The 12,570-nt window shown below is 51.4% G+C and carries 10 protein-coding genes, 1 tRNA gene and 2 pseudogenes; 9 read left to right on the forward strand and 4 right to left on the reverse strand.

The genetic code is table 11. The features are described 5' to 3' along the window. Window positions 1-737 precede the first annotated feature (737 nt). The 3 genes and pseudogenes from AC2FLA_RS21965 to AC2FLA_RS21975 all read left to right on the forward strand — a co-directional run. Window positions 738-980: pseudogene (locus AC2FLA_RS21965) on the forward strand (transposase); the annotation flags it as partial. Window positions 981-1,051: 71 nt separating this feature from the next. Beyond that, a pseudogene (locus tag AC2FLA_RS21970) lies at window positions 1,052-1,285 on the forward strand (IS6 family transposase); the annotation flags it as partial. Window positions 1,286-1,585: 300 nt separating this feature from the next. After that, complete coding sequence (locus AC2FLA_RS21975) at window positions 1,586-2,428, forward strand: hypothetical protein (protein ID WP_496725316.1); 843 nt, start codon at window positions 1,586-1,588, stop codon at window positions 2,426-2,428. A gap of 150 nt (window positions 2,429-2,578) precedes the next feature. Here AC2FLA_RS21975 and AC2FLA_RS21980 read toward each other — a convergent pair whose 3' ends face one another. Continuing rightward, entirely contained in the window at window positions 2,579-4,048 is a 1,470-nt protein-coding gene (locus AC2FLA_RS21980) for a pyridoxal phosphate-dependent decarboxylase family protein (protein WP_496725318.1), read from the reverse strand. A 580-nt stretch (window positions 4,049-4,628) separates the two neighbouring features. Between AC2FLA_RS21980 and AC2FLA_RS21985 the strand changes: the two genes are divergently transcribed. After that, a complete protein-coding gene (locus AC2FLA_RS21985) occupies window positions 4,629-5,780 on the forward strand; it encodes a tyrosine-type recombinase/integrase (RefSeq protein ID WP_496725320.1) in 1,152 nt (383 codons plus the stop codon). Between the two features lie 24 nt (window positions 5,781-5,804). On the opposite strand, the gene AC2FLA_RS21990 is transcribed toward AC2FLA_RS21985, so the two are convergent. Continuing rightward, the gene (locus AC2FLA_RS21990) at window positions 5,805-6,284 is read right to left on the reverse strand and encodes a hypothetical protein (RefSeq protein WP_496725322.1); all 480 of its coding nucleotides are present in this window, start codon (window positions 6,282-6,284) and stop codon (window positions 5,805-5,807) included. A gap of 381 nt (window positions 6,285-6,665) precedes the next feature. Here AC2FLA_RS21990 and AC2FLA_RS21995 point away from each other — a divergent pair, with 381 nt between their 5' ends. From AC2FLA_RS21995 to AC2FLA_RS22015, 5 genes are all read left to right on the forward strand, one after another. After that, on the forward strand, window positions 6,666-7,445 hold the full coding sequence (locus AC2FLA_RS21995; protein ID WP_496725324.1) for a hypothetical protein: 780 nt from the start codon (window positions 6,666-6,668) through the stop codon (window positions 7,443-7,445). Between the two features lie 143 nt (window positions 7,446-7,588). After that, on the forward strand, window positions 7,589-7,798 hold the full coding sequence (locus AC2FLA_RS22000) for a helix-turn-helix transcriptional regulator (RefSeq protein ID WP_496725326.1): 210 nt from the start codon (window positions 7,589-7,591) through the stop codon (window positions 7,796-7,798). Continuing rightward, window positions 7,788-8,096, forward strand: coding sequence for a hypothetical protein (locus tag AC2FLA_RS22005; protein ID WP_496725328.1), 309 nt, complete (start codon window positions 7,788-7,790; stop codon window positions 8,094-8,096). Before AC2FLA_RS22000 ends, AC2FLA_RS22005 begins: the two co-directional genes overlap by 11 nt. After that, the gene (locus AC2FLA_RS22010) at window positions 8,093-9,145 is read left to right on the forward strand and encodes a hypothetical protein (RefSeq protein WP_496725330.1); all 1,053 of its coding nucleotides are present in this window, start codon (window positions 8,093-8,095) and stop codon (window positions 9,143-9,145) included. The genes AC2FLA_RS22005 and AC2FLA_RS22010 overlap by 4 nt, the downstream gene beginning before the upstream one ends. Beyond that, the gene (locus tag AC2FLA_RS22015; RefSeq protein ID WP_496725332.1) at window positions 9,031-10,233 is read left to right on the forward strand and encodes an AICE element replication initiation protein; all 1,203 of its coding nucleotides are present in this window, start codon (window positions 9,031-9,033) and stop codon (window positions 10,231-10,233) included. The genes AC2FLA_RS22010 and AC2FLA_RS22015 overlap by 115 nt, the downstream gene beginning before the upstream one ends. A gap of 309 nt (window positions 10,234-10,542) precedes the next feature. Here AC2FLA_RS22015 and AC2FLA_RS22020 read toward each other — a convergent pair whose 3' ends face one another. Then, window positions 10,543-11,934 carry a hypothetical protein gene (locus AC2FLA_RS22020; RefSeq protein WP_496725334.1) on the reverse strand — a complete coding sequence of 464 codons (1,392 nt, stop codon included), beginning with the start codon at window positions 11,932-11,934 and terminating at the stop codon, window positions 10,543-10,545. A gap of 559 nt (window positions 11,935-12,493) precedes the next feature. Next, window positions 12,494-12,570, reverse strand: a tRNA-Met gene (locus tag AC2FLA_RS22025).

Below are 12,570 nucleotides of genomic sequence, written 5' to 3' on the forward strand. Positions count from 1 at the left end.
AGGTGCCCGAAGGTCTTCCTGTCAGCAATCGCCCTCGCAGCACTCGTTATCTATTGGCTATGAGTCCTGACCCTAGGGCCGATCATTGTATCAACACTCAAGGTTTGTCGCATTGCTGAAACTGCCAGCCTTATGACTATCGCGAGTGCAACTGCGGAGCTAAACAATAGAATTATCGCTACCCCGATGAAGTGGCCCAAGTCTTGGTTAGACCAATGAACGGGTCCTTCGAGGAACTTACCTGTTGCATAGGCTGCAATAGAAAGGCCTGCTACTCTCCACATTAAAAACAACGGCAAAAATGGGCTGCCTAACGCCAAGAACAGGAAAGCTAGGTAGCAGCAAACAGCCAAACTGTGAATCATTCTTGAGTCGCCATTCTTTTGATGTGGTTACAACTTAAGCTTTTGAAGCATTGAAAAAACTATTTTAGCAAAGCCAGTTAGCAGTTTCTGATTAGCGTTTGTGCATTTTTTTGATGAATTGAGAAAAGCGGCCATTTAATTGCCTTGCAGCATCGGTCGCTGTGGGCTCGCAACCGACATTCGGTCATTTCACTCAGACTATTGACGGGCACCTTGGGGTCAAAGTCGGCAAAGTGTTGAAAGCAGCCTTGTGCACTCGCAGCTACCGGATCACTCGGCTATGTCTGGTAAGGGCTTTTTTGTTGAAAAACTCTTCCTTGATCGCCGCATAAACTGCTGATTCAATTCTTCCAATGGGCGGGAGGATTGGCGATGATGGGACCGAGGCAGAAAGCGCAATCGTCGCTGTTCTATGAGTTCTCATTGGAGAACCACATTCCCCAAGATCACTTGCTTCGGTCGATTGATCGCTTTGCTGATCTGAGCAGCATTCGAGCGCATCTCACGGATTTTTACAGCCACATCGGTCGTCCCCCGGTCGATCCGGAACTGCTGATCCGGATGCTGCTGGTCGGCTATTGCTTCGGTATCCGCTCGGAGCGGCTCTGTTGCAAACTTTTGACTGTGGACGCTCTTGGGTTTAGAGCGTGAATGGCTTTCGATCCTACCAAGTCGAAAGCCAGCTCATGATCTCTTTCAAAGGTGCGCAATATCCGAGGGATGTGATCCTGTTTGCGGTCTTCTTCTATGTTCGATACGGCGTGTCCTACCGCGATTTGGAAGAAATCATCGCGGAACGCGGCGTCGATCTGGATCATGCAACGCTGAACCGCTGGGTCAGTCGATATGCAGGCCTCGTTGCTGAAGCAGCGCGGTATAGAAAGCGTCCCGCAGACCATTCGTGGCGCATGGAAGAAACTCTGAGTAATTGATCAGAGTTCTTAATCGAATCGCATACCGCACTTGTAAGCCGCCTTTCGTGCGTGTCGCAGCATCCGTTAGTTTGGGCTCGGAGCGGACATTCGAAGTCAACAATAAGGAGCAGCGGCGATGGGAATTGCATTATCACTTTTGATGGCTATCGCGTTGGCCGCTGTCTTAAGCCCAATGCTTATACAGATGTGGCGGAAAGGTGAAAGGGAACTGACCGTCGGGATTATTGTCTGTGTTTTTGCTTTGCCGTTAGTGTTGAGATTGTTCACATAAAGGAGCGGAGCCAAGTGAATGTTGATCAACTCGCGCATCAAGCGCACAAAATAAAAACCATTGAATCACAGACACTCATCCGGCGCATAGAGAATACAAAGCAACCCGAACTGCGAAGACGGCTCATTAAAAAGATCCTGCACACTCTACCGCACACGGCCCAATCGGTTCCGGTTGGTCATGTCCTTCACCGTGCGTCGAAATTGCCTGACGGAGTTCGCCCGGACAACGTCAGCCGATTGAGTTACCCTCCGGCTGATAAGATTCGAAATTTTGGAAGATGCAACCTTCCCGAAAATCCTGTTCTATACTTGGCTGCTCACCAACACGCAGCACTTCTGGAAGTCAGGCCTGCAATTGGTACAATGTTTGTTTTTTCGCAATGGAGAGTTGAGCGAGAAATCCCGGCAATGCCTTTGGGGTACGGGTTAGAAGAGCACGTGTCCATGCACCAATATCCAGAACTCTACCGCTCATTGCTTGCGCCCTATGGCAAGGGATTTGAATACGTACAAAAAAACTTCAACCGGTGGTTTGGACACCTTGGGAACGACTTCTATGAGATCACAGCGACGCTAACAGATTGCATATTTGAAGATCCGATCCACGTTGATGACGAGAGCACAGACTACTCTGAGCGCTTCGCAGTCAGGTACCGATCTAGAAGGTACGCAGAGGTCAGCGGAGGCAGAACGGTCGACAACCTTACAATCAGCAGGACTGCTGTGGATGCCGGGGACGTTGTGCCAATTGCAGCACAATTCTGTGAAGTCACCCAGTTAGAAGGCGGCGACATCGGTGGTAATCTGTTGTGCCGAACTGCGGGAATTGATGGCGACCGACTCGATTGGGAGTAACCACTTTCAGGCGGGTTTTCCTTTGACCTAGAAAGAGGTTCACAATAGGGAGCCGATGGCGGCTTTGCGGACGAAGCTGACCTTTGGCAGAAACTTGATTTTCAATCTCGTTCGTACGATCTCCAAAGCGTTACTGCCTCCTCAATTCGATTAACCGTTCTCTAAAACCTCTGAACCAACAGATTTAATTTCCTGTAGCAACAACTCGAGATCGCTTATTCTTGTCCTGTGATTGCATATCGCGGCTCGCAAACAATGACGTCCTTTGACGGTTGTATCCGATACTGCCGCGGTACCGCTTTCCTGAAGGCGGATCATGATCTCTGTATTCAAAGCCTCCAACGCATCGTCAGCCAATTCGGCAGGCTTGAAGCGAAAGCAAACAATGTTGACTGTCGTAGGTGCGACCAGTTCTAGCTCGGCGTCTTCATTCACCATTCCAGTCAGGTAGCGGGCCTGTGCAATATTCTGGTCAATCAACCGCCCAAATTTCGCAACGCCATGTTCCTTCAGTGTTAGCCATACTTTCAGTGCCCTGAAGCCACGAGAAGTCTGAAGATTGTAATCCTGAAGATACTCTGCTGCTGCGATGCCGCGAGGTTTTTCTTCAAGGTATTCGGGGTGAACCGCGAAAGCGTCCCTATGCAGGGCCGCGTCCTTGATTAACGCACAGCCAGCCTCAAATGGCACATGCAGCCATTTGTGAGGATCGAGCGCCAATGAATCCGCGTCTCCGATGCCGTCCACAAGGTGTCTGTTCTCAGGTGCAATTGACATCAGGGCACCGATACATCCATCAACGTGTAGCCAGAGACCCTCTTCGTCGCACAATTGCCGGATCGCTTTCACGTCGTCGATTGCCCCTGTATTCACTGTGCCTGCTGTCGCTATCACGCAAGCAGGTAAGCGGCCTGCATCGCGATCTTCTCTTATTTGTTTTCTAAGTTCTGCCAAGTCCATGCACAAAGCTGCATCCGAAGGCACGCGACGCAATGCTTTGTTCCCAAGCCCCAAAAGCTCGACAGCCTTCTGGTGACAGCTATGGGCCTGATCCGAAGCGTAGTATGATAGTGGCTGCTCAATCGCAGCTACTCCGTCCGATCGAATATCAATTCCGGCCATGGCGTTGCGCGCCACTGTAAGCCCTACAATGTTGGCCATTGAACCGCCGCTGACCAATGTTCCGCTCGCTGTTTCAGGGAAGCCCATCATCTCTTTTAGCCAATTTGTAACTTGGCCATCCATCAGCGCACCTGCGAAATTGCCGCCTCCGAGGTTGGACCCATCAATCGCCGCTAGAAATTCTCCTAATGCACCGCTGAAACTACCTGAACCCATATACCACATCCAAAACCGTGGATGAATGTTGCCCATCGGATAAGGAAGGAGGTTTGATTTTAGTTCCGCATAAACATCGTCGAGAGCGTTCGACTCGAGCGGTAATGGTCCGGCGTAAGCTTTGCGAACAGCGGCGGGCATTTCCTGCCAAAGTGGACGGTCGCGGACGTCACGTACATGAGAAATCGCATCGTCGATAATCTGGTGCGCCGTCGAATGAAGGGCAGCCCAATCTGGTGGATCGAGGCCTTCTTCAATCTTGGGTCGATTACCTTCTTTCATGGCGTCCTCCAATCGGAAAAGAGTAACTGGAGTACAAAAATTTGCAAAGGTGTGTCCGCTTTGAGCTCGCAGCCGACATTCGGTCATTTCACTCAGACAATTGACGGGCACCTAGGGGTCAATGTCGGCAAAGTGCTGTAAGCAGCCTTTTGCACCCGCAGCTACCAGATCACTCGGCTATGTCTGGTAAGTGCTCATCGCGGCTTTAACTGTGACTTGTGCGAATATCCTCTGTTGCGCGTTCACCACAGGGTGAACCCGCTCCATTTGCTTCCGTAGTGCTTCCAGTGTGGGTGGTACAAATAGAAACGCCGCCCTGAGGCGGCGCATAACGTACTGATACTGCTTGTTTTTTTGGTTGCGGGAGTAGGATTTGAACCTACGACCTTCAGGTTATGAGCCTCATTGTCGTTTGTTTGCTGTTATTTGCTAAAGTTATTTCTTGTAAGATTTATCAATATGTTACCTACGCTTTGGCTTGTTGTAAGCATTCTCCACATTGTCCAAAATTGCTCTCCGGTGTAGCACCAGTGTAGCACCATCAACTTTCGGTAGCACCAAAGCACCTAAAGGATATACCGTGGCCAGTCACCGTTTGAAATTCACCAAAGCAGCCCTTTCGAACGCCACCGCCGCCAAGAAAGGATCGCGGGACTATTACTATGACGAACGGGAAGCGGGGTTGATATTGGCGGTGACGGCAGCAGGATCAAAGAGCTTTTATCTATACAAACGGATCGAAGGGCGACCCGAACGCCTGTTGCTTGGAAAATTTCCTGACATGACTGTGGAACAGGCCCGCAAAGCGGCAGCAAAGGCCAAGGGCGGCATCGCGTCTGGGGCGAACCCTCAGAAAGAGAAAAAGGCCATACGGGATGAAATGACTTTTGGGGCGCTTTTTGCCGAATACATGGACAAGTATTCTAAGTTGCATAAGAAGTCGTGGAAATACGACGAGCGGGAAGTAAACAAATATCTGTCGCATTGGTTCCGCCGAAAGATATCCAGCATTGATCGGTCTGAGGTAGAAAGGCTTCATGCAAAGATCGGCAAGGACAACGGCTTGTATCAGGCCAATCGTTTGCTTGAACGTATTCGCTCCATATTCAACAAGGCCGTTGAATGGGGGTGGAAAGGAGTGAACCCCGCTGTCGGCATCAAAAAGTTTCGGGAACAAAGCCGCGACAGATTCTTGCAGCCTGACGAGCTGCCCCGGTTCTTCGAGGCGCTGGCAAATGAACCCAACGAAGCCGCGCGGGATTTCTTCATGATTTCCCTTCTCACAGGTGCGCGAAAGTCAAACACTCTGGCGATGATGTGGAAGGATATCAATTTTCAATCGGCGACATGGCGGATTGAGGAAACCAAGAACGCTGACCCGCTGACTGTTCACCTTCCCCAGCAGGCAATTGAACTGCTAATCGAACGAAAACTAAAGTCGGACAGCTCCTATGTGTTCGAAGGTTCGGGCAAGAGCGGCCATCTTGCGGACCCCAAGAAGGCGTGGAGCCGGATTCTAGAAGAAGCTGGAATCGACAACCTGCGCATTCATGACTTGCGCCGCACCTTGGGCAGCTATCAGGCGGCAACCGGGGCCAATGGGTACATCATTGGGAAGTCACTTGGGCATCGGTCGCAGCAATCTACCGCAATCTATGCACGACTGAACCTTGATCCGGTCCGGGAGAGCGTAGACAAAGCGACCGAGTTGATGTTTTCGAAAGCAACTTAGGGCGGAAAGAGCCCATAGCGGACTTTACTCCACCAAAAGTTTGGCTTGGACCAAACAATTACTTACATTCCGCATAAGCGCATGGACTTTCCGAGCCTCGTCTTGAGCGAGACGCACATTTTGGCTACTAGCGTATGCCTTTTCGTGTAGTACCTCGCGGCGCAAACCCCTAAACCACTTCAGTGACTTGTACAGTTCGTCATCTCCAACCCCTAACAACTTCATTTTGTCTTCGTAGGTGGCTTTATCGTTCTTGTCGTACCTTGTCTTGCTATGGTGTTCGACAATTAGCAGGTGCAGAGTTGCCTCCAACCACGTCCCTGAGAATACAATTAGTATCAACGCGCTCTTCAAACTACGTTGGCTAAAATCGAGTGTTTTCACCGTAATTTTTCCGTCGGGTGACGCTCGATGAAGTCTATCGAGATCATCTTCCATGTCACGAAACGCATCCTGACAAATAGATGAAAAAACCTGCACGTTGCTTAAAACAAAATCAGTCATGCCTTGGCCCCTCGCTTTGTTCTCCAAGTGCTATTCTAACGCCAACGTTTTCTGGATTTAGCAAACTGCAGTCAATCAGATGTGAACTCGTTGCTTTCGTGATTGAAATGGATTCCGCCGCTTTGGATATCACAGTGGAGAGGCACTTTGCAAAGTCCTCTTTCTGCGCAAAGCCGTCCGTGGTGGGACCCGATGTCGCAAGCGCAGCGAAGGTCTGCTGTGTGGCCTCTTCCCGCTAGAACCAACCAAGGCAGGGCTGATCACTCGATTCCCCCTATGCCCGTAATCCGGATCGCATGGACCAAACCGAGTTTCACTGTCTGCACTGTCAGCCCTATCAGCCACTGGCGTTTTGCTTGGTTTTCCTGAACAAGCGGTCTCATGGAACAGGCAGACAACACCCTCCCCGAAACCGCAACGGCACCGACCGCACCATGGCAACGATTAATGACAGGCCACGGTTTCTTGACGGAACTTCACCGCCTCTACGATACCCGGTTCATGTATGAACTTGAGATGCTGATGGCCGCCCCCAATACCGACATTGAAGACCTGCGGACAGGGGTAGAGGCAGCGGCGCGGGCCTACATCCGCGAACGCCGCAAAATGCGCCGACGTAAACCGGGTGCCATGGAATATCGCCGCCTGTCCGCATTGTCGGATAAGCTGGATGCGGTCTCTGTTGAACTCGCCCGGGTGCAAGTTTCGCCAAACTGTTCCGGGAAACTGGCCGACGCGCTGGAAACATGGGCCCAATCGTCTGATCCAAGTGCTGCCGGAATTGCAAACCTGATCGAAGGTGCATTTGGTCCCGGCGATCCTGTTGCTCATATCGCGGCGTTTCTCGAATTGTTGCATAAGGCCACCGCAGAAACGGTTGCTCTGGGCGAGCATGACACCCCAAGCAGCTATCATGAGGCCGATCTGGATCGCTGGTCTCGCAGGCCAAAGAAAACCGAAAGCCAGCCGATTGCCGCGTTAGCCCGCGCCTTTCGCCCCTATTGGGAGCGCAACGCCATGCGCCCCTTTAATGCGGGCCGCTACGATCCGGTCACAAAGCAAAACAAAGCAACCGCTGTAGATGCGATTCATTTGATCGGCCAAAAACTTGATCCGGACCTGACGCGCGCGCGTGTGGTCACGGTAATGCGGGCCATATAGACATATTTTCGCCACATTATGTGGCAGTTAACCGGCATGTTTTCCTATATAGGAAGTAGTTTTTCTTTCCTGCTTCACGCGTTTCGGCCTGCCCAATCGCTCTCTAGGTTTCTCTTCATCGATCTAAATTGATGGAGGTTATCATGATCGCAAAACAGGCAGACACCCTGCTTAAACCCAAGCAAGTCGCGGAACGCCTCGGCGTGTCCACAACCACCCTTGCCACATGGCGCTGCACCAAGCGCTACCCGCTGGCTTATGTCAAAGTAGGCCGCTTGGTCCGTTATCGCATGGGAGATGTAGAAGCGTTCGAGATCGCGCGTCTTCAGGAGGTGGTTGCAAATGACTGGTAACTGGAAGCCCATCGAATTTGCCGCAATCGCTGAACTGGCCCGGATCAATCTGCTAACTCTACTGGCCGAATGGTTGCCCGATGGCCGGATTATCGGACGAGAATGGGTGGCGCTGAACCCTACCCGTGTAGATCACTCGCGCGGTTCGTTTCGGATCAATCTCGATAGCGGGCTTTGGGCTGATTTCGCCACTGATGACAAAGGTGGCGATGCTATCAGCCTCTTTGCTTATCTGAACGGGGTACAGCAGGGGCAGGCAGCACATGCGCTGGCCCAACGGTTGGGGGCGCAGGCATGAGCGCGCTACCCGACCTTCGCCACCCGACAGCCGGTGTCGCTGATACCCAACATGTTTATCGCAGCAGAACGGGTGCGCCTGTGCTCGTCGCCAATCGCTATGAGGGCAACGGCAGGGGCAAGTTCTTTCTGCCCTACGACGTGACCAAGGACACATGGAAAGCACCCCAGTTGCGCCCGGTCTATCATCTGGACCGGATCGCCCAGGCGAACCCGGATCAGCCGGTGATCTGGGTCGAAGGCGAGAAGTGTGCCGATGTTCTGACGGGCTTGGGGTATCTAGCCTCTACCAGCTTTGGCGGCAGCAAGGCACTGGCAAAAACTGACCTGTCACCGCTGGCAGGCCGTACTGTCATTATCTGGCCTGACCATGATGAGCCGGGACAGAGCTATGCCGCTAAGTTGGCCGAAGAGCTCGTTACATTACATAGGGCGACACCTCTGATCCTGCCGATCAGTGACGCACTGATTCAAGTGCATGATTCATCAAGTCTGACCCCTAAACCAATACATAGGGGCTGGGACGTGGCCGACGCCATTGCCGCAGGTTGGGGGCTAGGCGAGATTGACGCCCTGATAAACAGCGTTGCGTGTGATTTGCCGGATGCAACTGCCGCCTACCTTACAAGTAAGGTTCGGCCTGCCGCCAATGACCCGCATCCCCCTATGTATCATAAGGAAAACCCCGACCCGTATACGTTACCTATACATAGGGATGAACCTGCACCTATACGTAACGATAGCAGTGCGGCGCTGGTGGATGGGCTTGAGCTTTGGAACACGCCGCTGGGTGAGCCCTATGTAACGTTACGGGCCAAGGGTCACTTTGAGCACTGGCCTGTCGGATCATCGACCTTCCGCAACTATCTGGCCTATGCCCATTACAAGGCCGAAGGCAAAGCGCCATCCAATGCCGCGCTGGATGACAAACGCCGGTGCTGGAAGGCGTGGCGCGGTTCGAAGGCGAGACCTACCCCGTGTCCAGCCGCATCGCCTCAATCGGGCGCACGGTCTATCTCGACCTTGGTGACAAGGACTGGCAGGCTGTAGCGATCACGTCCGAAGGTTGGCAGGTGGTCAGCCACCCGCCCGCGCGGTTTCGGCGCTCACCAGCCATGCAAGCGTTGCCTGTACCGGAACGGCATGAACACGGCATCGACCTGTTGCGTGACTTCCTGAACGTGGACAGCGAGGATGATTTCCGCATGTTGGTGGCGTGGGTTCTGGGATGTTTCCACCCCAAAGGCCCCTACCCTATCCTGATCCTGTCGGGCGAACAGGGCAGCGCCAAAAGCACCACTGCGCAAACCCTGCGTGATCTAATTGACCCTTCTTGCCCAAGCACCCGCAGCACACCCAACTCCGAGCAGGATTTGGTCATTGCCGCGATGCACAACCATGTTCTGAGCTTTGACAACCTCTCGACCATCCGCCCGATGATGGCTGATGCGTTCTGCCGGATTGCTACGGGTGGCGGGTTTGGCACCCGCAAGCTGCACACCGACAGCGACGAGGTATTGTTCAACGCCACCCGGCCCTGCCTGCTGAACGGGATTCCCGATCTGGCGGCGCGGCCTGATCTGGCAGATCGTGCCATTGGCATTCATCTGCCGGTGATCCCGCCCAGCAAGCGCAAAACCTTGGGTGCCTTCAACCGCGACTTTGCCAAGGCCAAACCCTTCATTCTGGGCGCGCTGCTGGATGCGGTGTCTTGCGCTTTGGGCCGGATTGACTCTGTCAGCCTCTCAGAGGCCCCTAGGATGGCCGATTTTGCAAAATGGGTGGTAGCTGCAGAGGAATCGCTTGGATGGACTCAGGGCGCATTTCTGGACTCCTACGCGTCCAATCGCGCCAAAAGCGACCAAGCCGCCGTTGAGGCCAATCCCGTTGCGCTGGCAATCCTGTCTCTGATGGATGGGCGGCAACATTGGAACGGCACGGCAACAGAGCTTAAACAGGTCCTGCGGGATCGCTACCCAGCGCTGACGGAAGACAGCCAAAGCTTTCCCCGATCTGAAGCAAGGTTTGGCGCGGCCCTGCGCAGGGTCCAGCCAGTGTTGCGGCGTCAGGGTGTGAACATCGCGTTTAACCGGGAAGGTAAAGCAGGAATGCGGGTGATAAAACTGATCGCGCAGTGATGTCCTTTGTCTCTGTATTAGCCAAACGCTCGACATATATTGTCGGGCGTTCTTTTTTGAATTCATCAAATTTAGTCAGAGGGTTTTGCGAAATACGATAAGTTCTAATATTGTGGTTTAAATTTTCGAGCACTCTTCACGAAACACTATCTCGAATTTATTGCAAACCATCAGACATATACTTATCCTGAATTTACCCTTGTTAAGCAAGATCGCAGGGTATAGTCCAATTGCACCCAAATCCAAGTTATCAAAAGCTAAATATATATTAGATCGAACAAACCGGCATTATTACTTGAATGCTAACTCTCATAAAAAGAACTGATCCTCTACCCAAACCATCTCCAATAGTGCGCCCAGATCATCTTGCTCGTCTTCTAATTCAGTCCTTATGTCTTGGAAGTCGGATGAGGAAGCGTCGTCTTGCAATCCGTATTGCAATTCAATAAAGTCGTTTCTTAAATTTAACGAAACAACATCGGCTTGCACTTCCACAGCCAAAGAAAGTATATCAGCCACTTTGACCGCATCTAACGCAACATCAGCTATTTTCGCTAAATCATTAACCTGCTTAGCAAGATCTCCGGCCGCCTTACCTATAGCGGACCTCGAACCACTAGCCACCGCTTCAGTGAATTTTGCGAGGTCATTGATGGCCGCATTTATCAATTGAAGGTCCAATTCTATTTCACCCAGAATGGCTTTATCCACGAGCTCAACTAAAACTGCGCCAAACTTGACCGGGATTTTTACAATACCTTTCAGGGTTTCAACACCGGCAAGAAATACAAATTCCCCCGCAAGGCCCTCATTAATCTCTATAAGTTGCTTGTTCGCTAAATACTCCGCTTGGACGCTTTCTAAATCTCCAATCTGAAGTCCAAGCTCATCGATTCTGTTCTCTATTGTTGACGCAACCTCTTGAGCCGAAGGATATTCGACGAACACTGTGGCTGTATCCGCACCACCTTCAGTCGATATTTCATATACAAATTCGTCCATCTGACCCAGTAGTTGAAGGCCTTCAGACTGATCCGCCTCATACGTTATTATTCCATTTTGGAGGGAAGCGCGTCCGTCTGCGTGCGAAATCAGGTCAATACGCGACAGACTGGATCCGAATAGATCATCGTTTGCAATGATTGCAAGCGTGGCAAAAGGCAAATCGAATGATATGCTGGATTGGCCATTTTCACGCACCAAGGTAGCGGAAATCGAAAAGTGATCGTCGTTAGCTTCCGGTGCCTCGCTATCTCCTTCAACCAAAATCCAAACGTAGTCTGCAAACACGTAGTCAATTGGGTCAGTGTTGTATCCTGCAGGCAAAGTATAGACTTGATCATCTCCGACAATCTGGTCGGGCATGAACTCCGTTGCCGGTTGCACTTCTGCTATATCAAATGAAAGTGCGTAATAGGTTCTCCCAGTAATTTGGTAACAAGTAGCATCGAAAGTGCACCAAATTGTAGGGTCCGACCCTGCGTTTGGATCATTCGTTTCAAAGCCTTGAGTAGAGAACGACCATAGTACTTCGCTATTCAGGTAGGGATAAAAGGGGTTAATATTACTATAAATCTGCGGCTTAACTATTGGCTCACCCATAAAAAGTACAGGACTTGTGTCAACAGTTGGTTGCGTAAGGGGCCATCCTTCAGTGAACACCAGAGGTTCATAATCAACTTTGATCCAAAAGTCAGCCATAATGAAATCTCCAGAAAAATCCTTCAGGTAATGTCAGTATTGTGGAGGGCAAAAGATCTTTCAGTCAAGAAAATTCAAATGTGTTGCCCTAACACAGCACCTTTCAGTTGACCAAAGCTGCTGTGGGTTCGCCAAATAGGAGAATATAATTTAAAAAGCGCACCATACATGGCGCAGCAGTTTAATGAAATTCTATGGCAATGCATTTCCCGCAGGTTCAGCCAACTAAAGAACTCAGCCTTTTAATTTGTGCAAAACAAGGCAGGGGGTAGCGAAAACATCAAAACTCCAACTCCTATGTAAACTCAACGGCTTACCCAATCTAGGTTAAGCAAGATTCCAATTCACGGTTGGTTAACGGTGCTGACAGCACTGACGGTTAGAGCCGGAGAGATTTTTTTGTTGGTGAGATTCGGAAGCGAGGAATGCGGAATAGGTTGCACCATCGTAGCTGTTCCTTGCTCTCCAGCGTAGCACCGCTGTAGCACCGGGCGCGAAGCCCCCAAACGCGAGAAGCGCCCGCTGGGTCGCTAGTGCGCTGTTTTTATACAGGTAATTTTGGTTGCGGGAGTAGGATTTGAACCTACGACCTTCAGGTTATGAGCCTGACGAGCTACCGGGCTGCTCCATCCCGCG

This window comes from Ruegeria sp. CDSA033, from assembly GCF_059612305.1.